Source organism: Variovorax boronicumulans NBRC 103145 (genome assembly GCF_001591345.1).
GTDB classification, from domain to species: domain Bacteria; phylum Pseudomonadota; class Gammaproteobacteria; order Burkholderiales; family Burkholderiaceae_C; genus Variovorax; species Variovorax boronicumulans.
This window is the reverse complement of record NZ_BCUS01000039.1, coordinates 11,346-28,324: the sequence shown is the minus strand read 5'-3', so window position 1 is coordinate 28,324 and position 16,979 is coordinate 11,346. Positions and strand designations below refer to the sequence as shown.

The window sequence follows — 16,979 nt, the reverse complement described above, 5'->3', positions numbered from 1 at the left end:
ACCACGTACACCACGGCTCAAAAATGTCGTCCTATGTCTGCCCCTCTCCTGGAAGACGTTGAAGTGGTCTCGCTGAGCCCCGCGCTGGTGGTCGAAGACGATCCGGCGATGCGCGAGCGCCTGGCGTACGTGCTGTCGACGCTCGGATGCGACGAGCCCCAGATCGCCTGGGCCGACAGCCTGACCTCGGCCCGCTCGCTGCTGGAGCAGCAGCATTTCGGCGTGGCGCTGATCGACATCGGCCTGCCCGACGGCAGCGGCGTCGACCTGATCGAGTGGATGCACGTGCACCACCGGCTGGTGCCCGCCGTGGTGATCTCGGCCTGGCGCACCGAGGCCGTGATCTTCGCGGCGCTGCGCGCCGGCGCCATCGGCTACCTGCTGAAGGAACGCGACGACCTCGAACTCAGCATCGCGCTGCGCAGCATCGAGCAAGGCGGCGCACCGATCGACCCGGCCATCGCCCGTCGCATCCTCGGCTGGGTCGCGACCCAGCTGCCCGGCCTGCCCTCGCCACCCGACGACCCGTCGCTGACGCCCGCCACCACGCCCGTCATGCTGACGCCGCGCGAGCGCAAAATCCTCGAGCTCGTGTCGCAAGGGATGAGCAACCGCGACATGGCGGAGGCGCTGTCGATCTCCAGACTCACCGTGGAATGCCACACCAAGAACATCTACCGCAAGCTGGCCGTCAACTCGCGCACCGAGGCGGTCTACCAGGGCCGAAGGCAGGGCTTGCTGCGCTGAGGTTCCTTGCGGGCCTCCTGCTGTGGGCCCTGTGGCTGCTGCTCTCGTCGGGCAGCGCACACGCACAAACACCGGTGGTTCCCGAACTTCGCGCCGAAGCCGCACGCGGCACCGGCTGGGACGACACGACCCCGCCCTCCGACGGCTGGACGCCCGTCGCCCTGCCCGACAGCTGGGCCACGCGCTGGCCCGGTTTCGACGGCGTGGTCTGGTACCGGCTGACCTGGGAGCAGCCCGCACCCGTGACCGAAACCGGGCTGCTGCTGCACTACCTGAACATGGCCGGCGAGGTCTCGCTCAACGGTACGACGATCTGGCGCGACCGCAGCCTGATCGAGCCGCTCACGCGCGCATGGAACTCGCCGCGCTACTGGCTGCTGGACGCGCCGCAGTTGCGCGCCGGCACCAACACGCTGCTCGTGCGCGTGTCGGGCCTGTCGGCCTACCAGGCCGGGCTGGGCCCGGTGAGCCTGGGCGCGCCCGCGCTCATGCAGGCCGAGTTCGGCCGCGAGCAGCTCATGCGGCGCGACCTGCAGGTGTTCGGCCTGGCGACCAGCGCGGCGGTGTCGGCCTTCTTCGCGGCGTGGTGGCTGCTGCGCCGGCGCGAGACGGCCTACGGCTGGTTCGCGGCGATGTCGGTGCTGTGGCTGCTGTTCGGCTACAACCAGATCGCCACCAGCCCGTGGCCCTTTGCCAGCAACCACAGTTGGCAGGCGCTGAACACCTCGCTGTTGCTGTTCTTCAGCGTGTCGTACGGCGTGTTCGTGCTGCGCTTTGCCGGGCGGCGCCTGCCGCGCCTGGAGATCGCGGCGTTCGCGGTGGCGGCCGTCGGCGTGCTCGACCTGTGGTTCGCGGGCACCGCGAACCTGCCCACCCACCGCGCGATCTGGACGCTGGTGGGCGGCCTCACGATCATCGTGGTGAACAGCAGCGGCATCTTCCACGCGCTGCGCCACCGGGGCAGCCCGATGCGTTCGCTCGCGCCGTTCATGGCGGTGTCGGCGCTCACGGGCGCGCACGACCTGCTGGTGTTCACGCAGGTGATCGACAGCAACATCTACTACACGACCATGTCCTCGTACGTGCTGCTCTTGGGCATGGCGCTGACGCAGGCCGGGCGCTTCGTGCAGAGCCTGCGGCGCATCGAGAACTTCAACACCGAGCTGATCGAGGAAGTGAACGCCGCCAAGGCCGAGCTCGCGTCCACGCTCGCGCAGCAGCACGCGCTGGAGCTCGCGCACGCGCGCATCGGCGAGCGCGTGGCCCTGGTGAGCGACCTGCACGACGGCCTGGGCGGCATGCTGGTGGGCAGCATCGCGACGCTGGAGCGCACGCCCGAGCACCTCAGCGCGCCGCAGCTGCTGGCGATGCTCAAGAGCCTGCGCGACGACCTGCGGCTGATCATCGACGCCACCGGCCGCGACGACGGCGCGCGTGCGCTCGGCGAGCTGCTGGCGCCGCTGCGCTACCGCAGCGCGCAGCTGCTGGACGCGAACGGCATCGACTGCCGCTGGAAGGTCTCGGGCATCGACACGCTCGAACTCGCGCCCTCGCAGAGCCTGGACCTGATGCGCTTCCTGCAGGAGGCGCTGACCAACGTGCTCAAGCACAGCGCGGGCCGGCGCGTGGACGTGACGGTGGCGCGCGCGGGCGCCGAACTGCAGCTCAGCGTGCGCGACGACGGCCGGGGCTTCGCGGTGGACGGCGTGAGCGGCGGCGCGGGGTTGCGCAACCTGCGGGCGCGGGCACGCCGCCTGGGCGCGCAGCTGCAGCTGCAGTCGCGCCCCGGCGAGACGCAGGTGGTGCTGCGGATGCCTCTGGGCGGTGCGGCGGTTACTTGACCAGCGCCAGCGTGCCCTTCATGAGCGACGCGTGCCCCGGGAACGAGCAGAACCACGCATAGCTGCCTCCCGCCTTGAGCTTGCTCACGTCGAAGCTCACGGCATCGACCTCGCCGCCGCCGATGACCTTCGAATGCGCGATGACGCGGGCATCGCCCGGCTTCACGTAGGCCTTGTCCAGCCCCGCGCCGATGCCGTCCGCCGCCACGCCCTGCGCGTCGGCGGCCTTGCTCAGCACCCAGTTGTGGCCCATCGCGGCCTTGGGCATCTTGCCGACGTGCTTGAGCTTCACGGTGAACTGCTTGCAGCTGGCCGGCACGGCGATGGCGGTCTTGTTGAACTGCATCGCGTCGTTGCCTTCGATCTCGATGTCGCAGGTGGCGGCCAGCGCGGGGCCGGCGAGCAGCGCCGTGAAAAGCAGGGCCGCGGTGGTTCTCGTCTTCATCACATGGTTCTTTCGGTGAGGTGCCGATTCGGCACGCCCCACTGTGCGGTGGGCGTGCTGCGGAACACTTGCGATAGATCAATGCGCGTGGAGAAAGGCCTCAGAGTTCGAGCACCAACCGTCCTTCGCAGGCGCGAGAGCAGCAGGCCATCATCTTGGTGTTCGCATCGCGCTCGCTGCGCGTGAGCACCACGTCGCGGTGATCGACCTTGCCGGCCAGCACGCGCACTTCGCACGAACCGCACAGGCCTTCCTCGCAGTCGCTCTGCACATCGACGTTGGCCGCGCGCAGGGCCGTCAGCAAGGTCTGGTCGGGCGGCACGGTGATGACGAGGCCGGAGTCTTTCAGCTCCACCTCGAAGGCATGTTCCTTCGACGGGTCGAGCGTGGCCAGCGTCGATTCGAAATGCTCCACGCGCAAGGCGCCCTCGGGCCACGCGGCGCAGCAGTCTTCCAACGCTTCGAGCATGCGCAGCGGGCCGCAGGCATACACCTGCGCGCCGGGCACGGGCGTGGCCAGCAGCGCGCGCAGGTCGTTGCGCCGGCCTTCGTCGGCGGCATGCACGTGCAGGCGCCCGCCGTGCAGCGCGGCCAGTTCGTCGACGAAGGCCATGCTCGCGCGGCTGCGGCCGCTGTAGTGCAGTTCGTAGTCCATGCCCAGCGCCTTCGCGCGCCGCGCCATCGCGCTCACGGGCGTGATGCCGATACCGCCGGCGATGAAGATCGCCTTCGCCAGCGACTCGTCGAGCCGGAAGTGGTTGCGCGGGCCGCGGATGCGCAGGCGCTCGCCCACCTTCACGTTCGCATGCACCCAGGCCGAACCGCCACGGCCTTCGGGCTCGTGCAGCACGGCGATCTCCAGCGCGTGGGCTTCGTCGGGGTCGCCGCACAGCGAGTACTGGCGCGACAGCTCGGGCGTGCCGCATTCCACGTCGATGTGCGAGCCCGGCGTCCAGCGCGGCAGCGGCTTGCCATCGGGCGACACCAGGCGCAGCCGCACGATGCCGTCGGCCACCGGCGTCACGCGCTCGACCACCACCGGCCGCGCGATGGCGTGCGCCGACGGCTCGCCGATGCGCACCGGCACCTGCACGTCGCGCAGGCCGGCGTTGGCGCGCTCCGGGTTGGCACGCGGGTCCCACTCGACCCACAGGTGCTCGGGGCCGCGGAAGGAGGTGTTGGGCACGTAGCTGAAGCGTTGCGCCGACAGGCGCATGTGCGGCAGCCGGCGCGTGAACTCCTCCAGGAAGATCTGCATCTCCATGCGCGCCAGGTTCTTGCCCATGCACTGGTGCGAGCCGTAGCCGAAGGTCAGGTGGTCGCTGGCGTTGTCGCGGCGGATGTCGAACAGGTCGGCATCGGCGAAGTGGCCCTCGTCGTGGTTGGCCGACGAGGTGACGATCAAGAGGCGCGAGCCTGCCGGCAGGTCGACGCCGCCGACCTGTGTGTCCTTGGTGACGAGCCGGCGCCAGGCGGCCACCGAGCCGTTGTGGCGCAGGCACTCTTCCACCGCGTTGGGAATGAGGCCCGGGTCGTCGCACAGTTCCTGCCACACCTGCGGGTGCTGCAGCAGCAGCTTCACCGCGTTGGCGGTGGCGTTGGCGGTGGTCTCGTGCGCGGCCACGATGCCGGCCATCATCATCGAGTGCAGGTACGAGTCGGTGACGACCTCGGGGTGCTGCATCTGCTTGCGGATGCCGTACTGCATCCAGCCGGGTGCGTCGGGGTCCTGGCGCATCTTGTCGAGCACCTTGCCGGCGTACTGCCAGAAGTTGCCGACGGCGTGCGCCACGGCCACCTGCTCCTCGGGCTTGGGGCGGCCCCAGGTGTTGACGGTGTGCGCGATGGAATATTTGCGCAGCGTGTCCATGTCCTCCTCGGGCACGCCGAGAAAGTGCAGCGCCACGGTGAGCGGAATCTCCCACAGCATCTGGTCGACGAGGTCGGCGCGGCCGTCGTCGATGAAGCGGTCGACATAGCTGCGCGCCAGCTCGCGCACCAGCGGCTCGTGGTGCTTCAGCGCCTCGGGCGTGAACGGGTCCATGAGCGCGCGGCGGCGCGGCATGTGGGCCGGCTCGTCCTCGTTCACCAGCGTGCGGTTGAGCGCAAAGCCGTAGCTTGCGAGCACGGCGTTGGCTTCTTCGCCCGTGGGCGTGATCTTCTCCAGCGCGTTCGACGGGCTGAAGGTGAGGTTGTCGCGGAACACCGCCTTGATGTCGTCGTAGCGCGTGATCACCCAGTAGCCCAGCTTGGGGCTGTAGAAGATCGGCTCCTGCTCGCGGGCCCAGCGCACGTACTCGGGCGGGTCCTGCTGGTAGCCGTCCTCGAAGGGATCGAACTCGGCGGCGCGCTGGCTCACGGGGCAGCCGGTGGGCGTGCGCTCGGCGGAGAGCGCCCCGTGCGCGACGGGGCAACCGGAGGTGCGCGAAGGCATGGCGGTATCGGACATGGCAGCAGACTCAGTCGAGCGTGATCTTCAGGTCGCGGATCAGCTTGTGCCAGCGCGCGGTCTCGGCCTTGAGCAGCTCGGTGTACTGCGCGGGCGTGTTGCCCACGGGCTCGACGCCGAAGTCGACCATGCGCTTGTTCACCGAGGGCTCGTGGATGGCGGCCACCAACTGGCGGTTGAGCGTGTTCACCACGTCGGCCGGCGTGGCCGCGGGCACCACCACGCCGACCAGCGCGGCGGCTTCGACGTTCTTGTAGCCGAGCTCGGCGAAGGTGGGCACGTCGGGCAACTGCGGCAGGCGCGTGGGGTTGGCCACGGCCAGCGCGCGCACCTTGCCGCCCTTGATGAAGCCGGCGCCGGCGGCCATGTCGACCATCATGGCCGGCAGCTGCCCGCCGACCACGTCGGCCAGCGCGGGCGCCGCGCCGCGGTACGGCACGTGGACCATGAAGAGCTTGGCTTCCACTTTCAGCAGTTCCATCGCCAGGTGGTGCGGGCTGCCCGCGCCGGCCGAGGCGTAGTTGATGCCGCCCGGCTTGGCCTTGGCCTGCGCGATGAAGTCCTTGGCGGTGGCAAAGCCCGAGTTGGCGCCGACCACCAGGATCATCGGGAACTTGCCCATCAGCGTGACGGGCGCCAGGTCCTTCGTGGGGCTGTAGCTCAGCGACTTGTACAGCGCCGGGTTGAACACCAGCGTGCCGTTGTCAGCCGAGAGCACGGTGTAGCCGTCGGCCGGCGCGCGCGCGGTTTCGGCGGCGGCCAGCGCGGTGTTGCCGCCCGGCTTGTTGTCCACCAGCACCGGCTGGCCGACCTGCGTCGACAGCGTCTGGGCGACGGTGCGCGCGAGGAAGTCGGAGCCGCCGCCCGCGGCGTAGGGCACGAGCCAGCGGATCGGCTTGGCGGGGAAGGTGGCCTGGGCGCTGGCGGCGGTGGCCAGGGCAGCCAGGGACAGGACCGCAAGGCCGCGGGCGAAGTGCTTCTTCATCGGGGTGTCTCCGGGGTGGAAATTGTGTATTGCGTAATTATCATACGCATTGCGTAATCACCAATCCACGGGTTTACCCGGCCATTTGGGCCGCCACCTAAGATGCCGACGACATGACCTCCCCCGCCGAAGCACCCTCTTCCCCTCCCCGCGAGCGCCGCCAGCGCGTGCAGTCCGCCGAGACCGGCATGGCCGTGCTCAAGGGCCTGGCGCACCTGGGCGGGCGCAGCAGCCTCACCGCCCTGGCCACCCATGTGGGCGAGAGCCCGGCGAAGGTGCACCGCTACCTCGCGAGCCTGATGGAGGAAAGCCTGGTGCGCCAGGACACCGCCTCGCAGCACTACTACCTGGGCCCCGAGGCGATCCAGATCGGCCTGGCCGCCATGCGCCAGGCCGACCCGATCCGCGCGGCCGAGCCCTGCCTGATCCGCCTGCGTGAATCGCTGGAGGTGACCTGCTTCGTCGCCGTGATGGGCAACAAGGGCCCGACCATCGTGCGCTTCGAGGAGCCGGGCCTGCCGGTGACGGTGAACGTGCGCGCCGGCTCGGTGATGTCGATGCTGTGGTCGGCCACCGGCCGCGCCTTCCTGGGCCTGCTCGACGAGTCGCGCGTGGTGGCGCTGGCCGAGCAGGAACTGGCCGACGCCACCGAGGACATGCGGGCGCTGCTCGATGCCGACGACCCCATCGGCGCGCTGCGCCGCGAGGTGCAGCAGGCGCACTGCGCCATCGTGCGGGACACCTACCTGCGGGGCATCAGCGCCGTGGCGGCGCCGGTGTACGACTACGCGGGAAGGGTGTGCGCCGTGATCACCGCGCTGGGCGCCACGGGCGGGTTCGATCCGTCGATCGACGGGCCGATCGCCATCGCCGTGCGGCGGGAGGCGAAGGCCGCCGGCGCGCTGCTGGGCGCGGCGGCCTGAGGCTGCTGGCTTATTCCGCCCAGACCACCGCGCCGGTCCACGCCGTGGCCAGCACCACGATGCCGAAGGCGATGCGATACCACGCGAACGGAATGAAGTTGTGCGTGCTGATGTACTTCAGCAGCCAGCGCACGCACAGCCACGCGCTGATGAACGAGAAGGCCAGGCCCACCGTGAACATCGGAATGTCGGCCACCGACAGCAGCGCGCGCTCCTTGTAGAGGCTGTAGGCGCCCGCGCCGATCAGCGTCGGAATGGCCAGGAAGAACGAGAAGTCGGTCGCCGCCTGGCGCGACAGGCCCAGCAGCATGCCGCCGATGATGGTCGAGCCGCTGCGGCTGGTGCCGGGGATCATCGCGAAGCACTGCACCAGGCCGACCTTGAGCGCGTCCCAGGGCGTCATGTCGTCCACATGCTCGACGCGCACCGAGCCCGGCGGGCGCTTCTCGGCCCACAGGATGATGAAGCCGCCGATGATGAAGGTGCTCGCCACCACGGTCGGGATGAACAGGTGCGCCTTGATCATCTTGCCGAACAAGAGGCCCAGCACCACCGCGGGCAGGAAGCCGATGACGATGTTCAGCGCCAGCCGGCGCGCCTTGGGCTGGCGCGGCAGCGCCACCACGGTCGAATGGATCTTCTGCCAATAGACCAGGATCACCGCGAAGATCGCGCCGGTCTGGATGGCGATGTCGAACACCTTGGCCTTGGCGTCGTCGAAGCCCAGCAGCGAGCCCGCAAGAATGAGGTGGCCGGTCGACGAGATCGGCAGGAATTCGGTCAGACCCTCCACGATGCCCATGACAGCGGCCTTGACCAGCAAAACGATATCCACGCGTACTCCTTGAAAGAGCGGCAATTATGGCGAGGCCATCGGTCAGGCCCTGTTCAGGCGCCGTTCCGCCGGTGGAACACAAGGCAGCCCGCCCACGGAAATACCTAGTTCAGGTGATGTTCGACCTCGGCGCGTTAATACATATTGATAACAGTTATTCATCTGCGCCCGAAGGAGCATCCATGTCAACGTTCACCACCGGGAGTGAACTCGAGGACTGCGTCGCAGAAGAACGCCCCTCGACGCTCGACGACCATGTCGAAGACCGTCTCAAGAGCCCCTGCCAGCGGGAGCGGGAGCAGTGCCACGGCATGCTGCGCGTGGCCGAAGCCACCGGCGCCTCGGCCCACGAGCTGCGCCAGCTGACCCAGCGCCTGGCCGACATCGACCGCTGCGGCGCCAGCGCCTGCATCGTCGCGCAGGGCCATGTGGAGGCCGACCGCATGGCCTCCGGCCTGCAGGCCAACGCCGCCCTGTGCATCGACTTCCGACTGCTGGAGCCGCTGGGCCCGGCCCACGACAAGAAATGGTTCGCGCGCTGGAAGTTCTGGAGCTTCCTGCTCGGCGCGGCCGGCCCGGTGGCCGCGCTCACGCTGCAGGGCCTGGCGCTGCGGCCGGCCGAACCGCACGACGCGCACGCCGACCTGGTCGCCAAGTCGCGCAAGGTGCTCGAAAGCTGGCGCCGCACCTCCGACACCCTCTTCTGGCACGCGGTGGAAGACTACGTGCGCCAGCAGGCCTTCTCGCTCGAGACCCAGGCCTACCTGATGCACTGCGTGGCGTCGGTCTTCGCCGCCGAGGCGCCCGTGCTGTGCGACGCCGAACGCGAGCGGCTGGCCGCCGTGCTCACCGACACCTACTGCGACGCGCTCGGCACGGCGGCGACCATGCCCTCGTCGGACATCTACCGCCGCCTGGCGCAGGGCCTGGAAACCGACAGCGGCAACGCCGGCCCGGGCAGACCGCTCGCGCGCGGCGAAGCGGCGCAGGTGGCGATGACCACGCTGGTCACGGTCGTCGGCAACGGCGGCTCACACTGAAGCTGAAGCACGCCGGCGCAGCGCACGCACCGCGCTGTCGACCGTCGTCAGCACCGGCAGGCCGCTGGCCGCTTCGCAGGCGCCACGCGCCCGCGCCATGCTGAACTGAGCCAGGGCAATGCGCGTGCAGCCGCGCGCGCGCAGCGCGGCGGCCTGTTCGGCAATGAGCGCATCGTGGCGCTGCGTGTCGCCCGCATCGAGCGCGGCCAGCGCGCCCTCGGCCAGCGCCAGTTCGAGCGCCATGCCGGAAGGAAACTCCGGCGGCATCGATTCCAGCGTGCGCGCGAAAGTCGCGATCAGGCCCAGCCGGCCTTCGCCCTGCACGGCCTCTTCAATCATGGCCTCGTTGGGCTTGAGCACCGGAATGCCCGCGTGCCGCTGCGCCACCGCCTCGATGCACGGCCCGAAGGCCGAGCAGGTGAAGAGGATGCCGCGCGCGCCCGTGTCCACCGCGTACTGCGCCAGCCGCTGGAAGCGCTCGTGCATCGCCGCGTCGAGCCCCTTGCCGTCGCGCGCGAGGTCGGCCGAGAGGCTGTCGTCCAGCAGGTTCATGCGCACGGCCTCGGGCCAGTCGCGTACGAAGGCTTCGTTGATGGGGGCGACGGAATGCGAGAGCGCGTGGATGAGGGCGATGCGTGTCATGAAGTCAGGTGAGATCAGATGCCCTTGGACGACGGGTTGGCAAAGGCCTCCTTCGTCTCGGCATTGAGTGGGTAATTGATGTTGATGCCCTTGGGCGGAATCGGCGACATGAACCACTTGCTGTAGAGCTTTTCCATCTCGCCGGACTTCATCATGCCCGACACCACGCGGTCCACCAGCGCCTTGAAGGCCGGGTCGTCCTTGCGGAACATCAGCGACTGGTTCTCGGTGCGCAGGCTCTCGCCGGTGATGACGAAGTCCTTCGGGTTGCGCGCGTTGGCGATCTGGCCCGCGAGCAGGATGTCGTCCAGCACGAAGGCCTGCGCGCGGCCGCTCTCGACCAGCAGGAACGAATCGGTGTGGTCCTTGCCCGAGAGCTGGTTCACCTCGAGGCTGCGGCCCTTGTCGGCCGCGCGCAGCAGGCGGAACGACGTGGTGCCGGCGGTGGTGACCACCGTCTTGCCCTGCAGGTCGGCGATGCTCTTGATGCCCGAATCGGCCTTCACCAGCGTGCGCACGTTGTAGCGGAAGATGTCCGGGGAGAAAGCCACCTGCGACTGGCGCTCCACCAGGTTGGTGGTGGAGCCGCACTCGATGTCCACCGTGCCGTTCTGCACCAGCGGGATGCGGTTGGCCGAGGTCACGGCCTGGTACTTGACCTCGACGGCCGGCAGCTTCAGCTCGGTCTTCACCGCGTCGACGATGCGGTTGCAGATCTCGATGCTGTAGCCCACGGGCTTGAGGTTGGCGTCCAGGTACGAGAAGCCGAACGAGGCCTCGCGGTAGCCGAAGGTGATGGCGCCGCTGGCCTTGATCTTGGCGAGCGTGTCGTTGGCGGGCTGCGCCTGCGCGGGAGCGGTCGGTGCCAGGGCGGCAAGGGCCAGCGCGAAGGCGGCGGCGGCGATGGAAAGCGACGGGCGAAGCTGGGGCATGGAACGCTCCTCGGAACGGCGGTTGAAGAAAAAGGGGCGGTGGCTCAGCGCGTGACCGCGTCGACTGAGGCGGCGAGCCGCGCGACGATTTCCTGCAGGTGGTCGCGCGTCGCGATGTACGGCGGCGCCAGCAGCACGTGGTCGCCCTGGCGCCCGTCTACCGTGCCGCCGAAGGGGTAGCACAGCAGGCCGCGCGCCATCGCGTCCTTCTTGAGGCGCGCGTTGACGGCCAGGGCCGGATCGAAGGGCTGCTTGCTCGCGCGGTCGGCCACCAGCTCGACGCCCCAGAAGAAGCCGCGCCCGCGGATGTCGCCCACGTGCGGGTGGTCGCCCAGCGCCGCGGCCAGCATCGCGCCGAAGGCAACGCCGTCGTCGCGCACCTTGGCGACCAGGCCGTCACGGCGGATCACCTGCTGCACCGCGAGCGCCGCCGCGCAGGCCATCGGATGACCCAGGTAGGTGTGGCCGTGCTGGAAGAAGCCGCTGCCCTTGGACATGGCCTCGACGATGCGGCGCTGCGCCAGCACCGCGCCGATCGGCTGGTAGCCGCCGCCCAGGCCCTTGGCGATGGTCATCAGGTCGGGCACCACGCCCTCCTGCTCGCAGGCATGCAGCGAGCCGGTGCGGCCCATGCCGCACATCACCTCGTCAAGGATCAGCAACACGCCGTACTTGTCGCACACGGCGCGCACGGCCTTGAAATAGCCCGGCACCGGCGTGAGCACGCCGGCGGTAGCGCCGCCCACGGTCTCGGCCACGAAGGCGATCACGCGATCGGCGCCCTGCGCGACGATGGCCGCTTCGAGCTCGGCCGCCAGGCGCAGGCCGTACTGCTCGGCGCTTTCACCTTCGCGCTGCTCGCGGTACGGGTAGCACGGCGCGACGTGCGTGGCCGGCACGAGGATGGGCGCGAAGGGTTCGCGCCGCCAGGCGTTGCCGCCCACCGCGAGCGCGCCCAGCGTGTTGCCGTGGTAGCTCTGGCGGCGCGCGATGAACTGCGTGCGCTGCGGCTGGCCGATTTCCACGAAGTACTGGCGCGCCATCTTCAGCGCCGACTCCACCGCCTCGGAACCGCCGCTCACGAGGTACACGTGGCTCATGCCTTCGGGGGCAGAACCGATCAGTTCGTCGGCCAGCTGCTCGGCCACCTCGCTCGTGAAGAAGCTGGTGTGGGCGTAGGCCAGTGTGTCGATCTGCGCGTGCATGGCGGCCATCACCTCGGGATGGCCGTGGCCGAGCGAGGACACGGCCGCGCCGCCCGAGGCGTCGAGGTATTCGCGCCCTTCGGCGTCGCGGATGAACATGCCCTGCGCGCTGGCGGCAACGGGCGGGGTCTGGCGAAGGTGGCGGTGGAAGACGTGCGTCATGGCGGGAGGAAAGCGGGGCCTGTTTCTGGAACTAACGTTTCGGTCGAATTATTGTTTGGAACATTTGTTCCGTAAACTCCCGGGATTTCCCTGCTCCGGTACATTCGTTCCAGACACCGCACGAAAAGAGACACCGCCATGAGCGCTGCGCCGGGCCGCCCCAAGCAAGCTCGCACCGCAGTGCGAAGCACGAAGGTATTTCGATGAACGCCAAAGAACTGATCCGCCAACGCTTCAACGACCTGAGCCCTGCCCTGCAGCAGGTCGCGCGCTACGTGCTCGACCATCCGAACGAAGTGGTCACGGGCTCGATGCGCAACGTCGGCACGCGCGCGCAGAGCACGCCGGCCACGCTGGTGCGCTTCGCCCAGAACCTGGGCTTCGAAGGCTGGCCGCAGCTGAAGGAGGCCTTCGCCGCCGACATGGGCCTGGGCACCGAGACCTACGGCGGGCGCGCCAAGCAGTTGGTGGGTCGCGTCGCCGACCAGGGCCTGGCGGGCGAGATGTTCGAGGTGCAGCGGCGCAACCTGGAACTCACGCACCAGCAGAGCGGGCCGGCGCTGCTCAAGGCCTGCGCGCTGCTGGAGAAGGCGCCGGCCGTGCACGCGGCGGGCTTTCGCGCCTGCTTTCCGATCGCGTTCTCGTTCGTGTACGTGTACCGGCTCTTTCGCACCAGCGTGCACCTGGTGGACGGCCAGGGCGGCTCGCTCGAGATGCAGCAGCGCGCCTTCGCCAAGGGCGACGCGCTGGTGGTGGCGAGCTTTGCGCCCTACTCGCGCGAAGCCTTGCAGGTGGCCGAGGCCGCGAAGGCGGCCGGTTGCCGCATCGTGGCGATCACCGACAGCGTGACCTCGCCGCTGTCGCTGCTGGCGGACGAGACGCTGCTCTTCACCATCCACAGCCCCTCGTTCTTCCCGTCGGTGGCGGCCGGCGTGGCGGTGACGGAAGCGCTGGTCGAACTGCTGGCGAGCCGCGCGGGCAAGCCGGTGATCCGGCGCATCGACCAGGCCGAGGCGCAGCTGTTCGAGTCGGGGGCCTACCTCATGGCGCCGGTGGCGCGGGGCGGCTGAGAGACGGAATCAGGCCAGCGCGCGGGTGCGGCCGGCGCTCTGACGCAGGTAGAGCACCAGCAGGTCGCGGTTGGCATTGATGTGCTCGCGCATCGCGGTTTCGGCGCCCGAGGCCTCCTGACGGCCGAGCGCCTCGACGATGCAGCGGTGCTCTTCGAGCGCCTGCAGGGCCTGGCTGTGCCGGTACAGCAGCATCGCGGCATCGTGCCTGTGCGGGCGCGAGCGGCTGTCGAAGATCACCGGCAGCTGGCAGGCGCGCTGCACGGCCTCGCTGAGCCAGCGGTTGTCGGCCAGCGACAGCAGTTTGTGGTGGAAGGCCTGGTTCAGGTCCTGCCACAGGTCGGCCCGCTCGTCGGTCCATTCGCCGCTGTCGTGCAGCAGCGCATGCTGCTCGTCGACCATGGCCGTCAGTTCGGCCAGCGCCTCGTCGTCCAGGCCGCGCTCGCTGAGCAGGCGGCAGCCCATGCCTTCGAGCGTGGCGCGCACGCTGAAGGCGTCGAACACGTCCTTGGCGTCGAAACGGCGCACCTGGAAACCCCGCTGCGGGTGGTAGACCAGCAACCCCTCGTCGGCCAGCCGCGCCATGGCGCCGCGCACAGGGGTGCGCGACACGCCAAGCTCATTGGCGAGCGAAATCTCCATCAGGTGGGCGCCGGGGGCGATCGCACCGTCGAAGATGCGGGTGCGCAGCGTGTCGGCCACGGACAGAACGCGCGTCCGCGAGGGATCTGGGGGGGTCATCGAAAGTCGGAAACAGGGGGCGGCCGGAAGCGGGCCGCGCGGATGGTACGGCGGCGTATCGAAGCTTCATATCCCCAATTTCCGTAAAAATACCGTTCTGGCGACTTTTTCGAGAATTACGGAAAAATTATTAACTTCTGTAAACAACCACCCCGGTTTCTGCGTTACCGCCCCGCTGTTTCTGCCGCCAGGTGGATCGCGGCGCGAATCCGGGGGTAGGTGCCGCAGCGGCAAATGTTGCCGCGCATGGCGTCCGAGACCTGGTCGTCGCTGGGTTTGGGCGTGGCTTTGAGCAGCGCGCAGGCCGACATGAGCTGGCCGCTCTGGCAATAGCCGCACTGCACCACGTCGACCTCGGTCCAGGCCGCGCGCAGGGCGTCGGCCTCCCGGCCCTTCAGGCCCTCGATGGTGGTGACTTCGCGCCCGGCCACGGCCTCCAGCGGGGTGACGCAGGAGCGCACGGCCTGGCCGTCAAGGTGCACGGTGCAGGCGCCGCACAGCGCCTTGCCGCAGCCGAACTTGGTGCCGACGAGCTTCATTTCGCCGCGCAGCACCCACAGCAGCGGGGTGTCGGGCTCGGCGCTCACGGTGGCGGTCTGGCCGTTGATCTTCAGCGTGGTGGTGGTCATGGGGTGTCTTTCTTGCTGTTCCGGGAGATCAGGCCAGCCGCAGAGGCAGGCTGCGCAGGCGCTGGCCGGTCAGCGCGAACACGGCGTTGGCCACGGCGGGCGCGATGGGCGGCGTGCCCGGCTCGCCCACACCGCCAGGCGGCACCTCGGCGCCGGTGCCGGCGAGGATGTCGACCTCGATGGCCGGGCACTCGTCGATGCGCAGCGGCGTGTAGTCGTGGAAGTTGCTCTGCTGCACCTGGCCGCGCGCCACGGTGATCTCGCCGCGCAGCGCGGCCGACAGGCCGAACACGATGCCGCCTTCCATCTGCTGGCGGATCAGGTTCGGGTTCACCGGCAGGCCGCAGTCGATCACGCACACCACGCGGTGCACGCGGATCTGCCGCTCGGGCGTCACCGACACCTCGGCCACCTGCGCCACGATGCTGCCGAAGGCGCGGTGGATGGCCACGCCGCGCGCGCGCTTCGTGCCGTCGGGTCCGTCGGCCAGCGGCTCGCCCCACTTCGAGAGTTCGGCCACACGCTTCAGCACCGCCAGGTGGCGCGCGTCCTTGGCAAGCAGGCCGGCGCGGAAAGCCACCGGGTCCTTGCCGGCAGCCACGGCGCATTCGTCGATGAAGCTCTCGACGAAGAAGCCGTTCTGCGAATGCGCCACCGAGCGCCAGATGCCGGTGGTGACGGCCGATTCGACCGGCACGTGCGCCACGCGGGCCTGCGGGAAGTCGTAGGCGGTGTTCCAGGCGCCGTCGGTCGAGTTGTCCATGAACGACGGCGCACCCAGGCTGGAGCCGGCGCTGGTGGTCTGCCACGCGACCAGCGCGCCCGCCGCGTCGAAGCCGGCCTTGCACAGCGCCACGTAGGCGGGGCGGTAGAAGTCGTGCGTCATGTCTTCCTCGCGCGACCAGATCAGTTGCACCGGCGCGCCGCCGGCCTCGCGCGCGAGCTGCGCGGCCTGCACCAGGAAGTCGATGAAGTAGCGCCGCCCGAAGCCGCCGCCCAGGTAGGTCACGTGCAGCGTGACCTTGTCCGCGTCGATGCCCAGCGCCTTGGCGACCGCGGCGCGCGCGAAGCCCGGCGCCTGCGTGGGCGCCCAGACGGTGGCGGCGCCGTCCTTGAACTGCACGGTGCAGTTCATCGGCTCCATGGTGGCGTGCGCCAGGAAGGGCACGCGGTACTCGACCTCGATCGTGCGCGCGGCGGACTTCAGCGCCGCCGCCACGCCGCCGGTATCGAGGCGCGCGTTGCCCGCGTCGGCGTCGAGCGTGCGCGCGAGGCGGTCGATCATCTCGGCGCTCGACAGGCTCGCGGCCGGGCCGTGGTCCCAGTCGATGTCGACCTGCTTCAGCGCGCGCATCGCGTGGTACGGCGTGTCGGCGATCACGGCCACACCGCCCGCCGTGCTGCCGGTGCCCACGAGGCTCGCGGCCACCGGTTCCAGCGCCATCACCTTGCGCACGCCGGGCAGCGCCTCGGCCGCTTTCGCATCGAAGCGCGCGACGCGGCCGGCCAGCGTCGGGCACATGGCGATGCTGGCGTACAGCAGGCCCGGCGGCAGCACGTCGATGCCGTAGGTGGCGGTGCCATTGAGCTTGCCGGCGTTGTCGATGCGCCGCTGCGGCTGGCCGATGACGCGGAAGTCGGCTTGCGCCTTGAGCTTCACCGCCGTGGGCAGCGGCTGCTGCGCGGCCTTTGCCGCGAGTTCGCCGAAGCGCGCGCTGCGGTTGGAGGCCGGGTGCAGCACGCGGCCGGCCTCGGTGCGGCATTCGCTGGCGGGCACCTGCCACTGCGCCGCCGCCGCGCCCACCAGCATGAGCCGCGCCGAGGCGCCGGCCTCGCGCACCGGGCCCCACTGGTCGGTGACGCTCGACGAGCCGCCCGTGCCCGAGAGCTCCGGGATCGTGCGCAGCAGCTTGCCCACGACCTGGTGCGCCGCGCGCTTGCCGAAGCCCTCGTCGCCGGGCTTGAAGGGCAGCGCGTCGAGGATCATGGCCTGGTTGTTGTAGATGGCGTCGAAGCCGGCCTGCTCGAGCCGCACCTGCGACACCGCGGCGTCCATTTCTTCGGCCAGCAGCATCGCCAGGCCGGTGTGCGTGCCCTGCCCCATTTCCGATTGCGTCATCACCAGCGTGACGGTGTCGTCGCTGCCCACCTTGACCCAGCCGTTGAGCGCGACCTGCCCGTTGCCCACCGGCAGCGGCGCGCCGGGCACGAGGCGCGAAGCCGCCGGCGTGGCGGCCCAGCCGACGACCAGGGCGCCGGCGGCGCCGAGGGTGCCGAGCACGAAGTGGCGGCGTTTGAGTGTGGGCATGGCGTGATCTTTCTTCGGTGGGGTC

Annotated in this window: 15 protein-coding genes; 5 read left to right on the top strand and 10 right to left on the bottom strand. The window is 69.7% G+C overall.

Annotated elements, in window-relative coordinates:
* Positions 1-33: 33 nt before the first annotated feature.
* The gene (locus tag VBO01S_RS13605) at positions 34-747 is read left to right on the top strand and encodes a response regulator transcription factor (RefSeq protein ID WP_062474925.1); all 714 of its coding nucleotides are present in this window, start codon (positions 34-36) and stop codon (positions 745-747) included.
* Entirely contained in the window at positions 657-2,588 is a 1,932-nt protein-coding gene (locus VBO01S_RS13600) for a sensor histidine kinase (RefSeq protein ID WP_157627365.1), read from the top strand. Before VBO01S_RS13605 ends, VBO01S_RS13600 begins: the two co-directional genes overlap by 91 nt.
* Here VBO01S_RS13600 and azu read toward each other — a convergent pair.
* The 3 genes from azu to VBO01S_RS13585 form a co-directional block, all read right to left on the bottom strand.
* Complete coding sequence (gene azu, locus VBO01S_RS13595; RefSeq protein WP_062474924.1) at positions 2,581-3,033, bottom strand: azurin; 453 nt, start codon at positions 3,031-3,033, stop codon at positions 2,581-2,583. The two genes, VBO01S_RS13600 and azu, sit on opposite strands and share 8 nt — an antisense overlap.
* 100 nt (positions 3,034-3,133) lie before the next feature.
* Entirely contained in the window at positions 3,134-5,482 is a 2,349-nt protein-coding gene (locus tag VBO01S_RS13590) for a cytochrome P450/oxidoreductase (protein ID WP_062474921.1), read from the bottom strand.
* A gap of 10 nt (positions 5,483-5,492) precedes the next feature.
* The gene (locus VBO01S_RS13585) at positions 5,493-6,467 is read right to left on the bottom strand and encodes a Bug family tripartite tricarboxylate transporter substrate binding protein (RefSeq protein WP_062474918.1); all 975 of its coding nucleotides are present in this window, start codon (positions 6,465-6,467) and stop codon (positions 5,493-5,495) included.
* A gap of 113 nt (positions 6,468-6,580) precedes the next feature.
* Between VBO01S_RS13585 and VBO01S_RS13580 the strand changes: the two genes are divergently transcribed.
* Positions 6,581-7,390: an IclR family transcriptional regulator gene (locus VBO01S_RS13580; protein WP_062474916.1), complete on the top strand. Its 810-nt coding sequence runs from the start codon at positions 6,581-6,583 to the stop codon at positions 7,388-7,390.
* Between the two features lie 10 nt (positions 7,391-7,400).
* Here the strand turns inward: VBO01S_RS13580 and VBO01S_RS13575 are convergent, their stop codons facing one another.
* Positions 7,401-8,225: an undecaprenyl-diphosphate phosphatase gene (locus tag VBO01S_RS13575; protein ID WP_062474913.1), complete on the bottom strand. Its 825-nt coding sequence runs from the start codon at positions 8,223-8,225 to the stop codon at positions 7,401-7,403.
* Between the two features lie 182 nt (positions 8,226-8,407).
* Between VBO01S_RS13575 and VBO01S_RS13570 the strand changes: the two genes are divergently transcribed.
* Positions 8,408-9,265, top strand: coding sequence for a hypothetical protein (locus VBO01S_RS13570; protein ID WP_062474909.1), 858 nt, complete (start codon positions 8,408-8,410; stop codon positions 9,263-9,265).
* Here the strand turns inward: VBO01S_RS13570 and VBO01S_RS13565 are convergent.
* From VBO01S_RS13565 to VBO01S_RS13555, 3 genes are read right to left on the bottom strand one after another with little or no spacing between them, the layout of a single operon-like run.
* Positions 9,257-9,907, bottom strand: a complete 651-nt coding sequence (locus VBO01S_RS13565; protein ID WP_062474905.1) for an aspartate/glutamate racemase family protein — start codon at positions 9,905-9,907, stop codon at positions 9,257-9,259. The two genes, VBO01S_RS13570 and VBO01S_RS13565, sit on opposite strands and share 9 nt — an antisense overlap.
* A gap of 14 nt (positions 9,908-9,921) precedes the next feature.
* Positions 9,922-10,839 carry a transporter substrate-binding domain-containing protein gene (locus VBO01S_RS13560; protein ID WP_062474902.1) on the bottom strand — a complete coding sequence of 306 codons (918 nt, stop codon included), beginning with the start codon at positions 10,837-10,839 and terminating at the stop codon, positions 9,922-9,924.
* Positions 10,840-10,883: 44 nt separating this feature from the next.
* A complete protein-coding gene (locus VBO01S_RS13555; protein ID WP_062474900.1) occupies positions 10,884-12,206 on the bottom strand; it encodes an aspartate aminotransferase family protein in 1,323 nt (440 codons plus the stop codon).
* Between the two features lie 203 nt (positions 12,207-12,409).
* Between VBO01S_RS13555 and VBO01S_RS13550 the strand changes: the two genes are divergently transcribed.
* Positions 12,410-13,276: a MurR/RpiR family transcriptional regulator gene (locus VBO01S_RS13550; protein WP_062474897.1), complete on the top strand. Its 867-nt coding sequence runs from the start codon at positions 12,410-12,412 to the stop codon at positions 13,274-13,276.
* Between the two features lie 9 nt (positions 13,277-13,285).
* Here the strand turns inward: VBO01S_RS13550 and VBO01S_RS13545 are convergent, their stop codons facing one another.
* The 3 genes from VBO01S_RS13545 to VBO01S_RS13535 all read right to left on the bottom strand — a co-directional run bounded on the left by VBO01S_RS13545 (position 13,286) and on the right by VBO01S_RS13535 (position 16,954).
* Positions 13,286-13,978 (bottom strand): GntR family transcriptional regulator, encoded by a 693-nt coding sequence (locus VBO01S_RS13545; RefSeq protein WP_062474889.1) that lies wholly within the window; start codon positions 13,976-13,978, stop codon positions 13,286-13,288.
* Between the two features lie 203 nt (positions 13,979-14,181).
* Positions 14,182-14,646, bottom strand: a complete 465-nt coding sequence (locus tag VBO01S_RS13540) for a (2Fe-2S)-binding protein (protein ID WP_062474886.1) — start codon at positions 14,644-14,646, stop codon at positions 14,182-14,184.
* 28 nt (positions 14,647-14,674) lie between these two features.
* Positions 14,675-16,954 (bottom strand): xanthine dehydrogenase family protein molybdopterin-binding subunit, encoded by a 2,280-nt coding sequence (locus tag VBO01S_RS13535; protein ID WP_062474883.1) that lies wholly within the window; start codon positions 16,952-16,954, stop codon positions 14,675-14,677.
* Positions 16,955-16,979 lie beyond the last annotated feature (25 nt).

Bases quoted from the DNA above. Each gene is read 5' to 3' on its own strand.
- VBO01S_RS13560 (WP_062474902.1), bottom strand. From the start codon at position 10,839: ATGCCCCAGCTTCGCCCGTCGCTTTCCATCGCCGCCGCCGCCTTCGCG.
- VBO01S_RS13590 (WP_062474921.1), bottom strand. From the start codon at position 5,482: ATGTCCGATACCGCCATGCCTTCGCGCACCTCCGGTTGCCCCGTCGCG.
- VBO01S_RS13550 (WP_062474897.1), top strand. From the start codon at position 12,410: ATGAACGCCAAAGAACTGATCCGCCAACGCTTCAACGACCTGAGCCCT.
- VBO01S_RS13570 (WP_062474909.1), top strand. From the start codon at position 8,408: ATGTCAACGTTCACCACCGGGAGTGAACTCGAGGACTGCGTCGCAGAA.
- VBO01S_RS13600 (WP_157627365.1), top strand. From the start codon at position 657: ATGCCACACCAAGAACATCTACCGCAAGCTGGCCGTCAACTCGCGCAC.
- VBO01S_RS13605 (WP_062474925.1), top strand. From the start codon at position 34: ATGTCTGCCCCTCTCCTGGAAGACGTTGAAGTGGTCTCGCTGAGCCCC.
- VBO01S_RS13585 (WP_062474918.1), bottom strand. From the start codon at position 6,467: ATGAAGAAGCACTTCGCCCGCGGCCTTGCGGTCCTGTCCCTGGCTGCC.
- VBO01S_RS13565 (WP_062474905.1), bottom strand. From the start codon at position 9,907: ATGACACGCATCGCCCTCATCCACGCGCTCTCGCATTCCGTCGCCCCC.
- VBO01S_RS13555 (WP_062474900.1), bottom strand. From the start codon at position 12,206: ATGACGCACGTCTTCCACCGCCACCTTCGCCAGACCCCGCCCGTTGCC.
- VBO01S_RS13540 (WP_062474886.1), bottom strand. From the start codon at position 14,646: ATGACCACCACCACGCTGAAGATCAACGGCCAGACCGCCACCGTGAGC.
- azu (WP_062474924.1), bottom strand. From the start codon at position 3,033: ATGAAGACGAGAACCACCGCGGCCCTGCTTTTCACGGCGCTGCTCGCC.
- VBO01S_RS13580 (WP_062474916.1), top strand. From the start codon at position 6,581: ATGACCTCCCCCGCCGAAGCACCCTCTTCCCCTCCCCGCGAGCGCCGC.
- VBO01S_RS13535 (WP_062474883.1), bottom strand. From the start codon at position 16,954: ATGCCCACACTCAAACGCCGCCACTTCGTGCTCGGCACCCTCGGCGCC.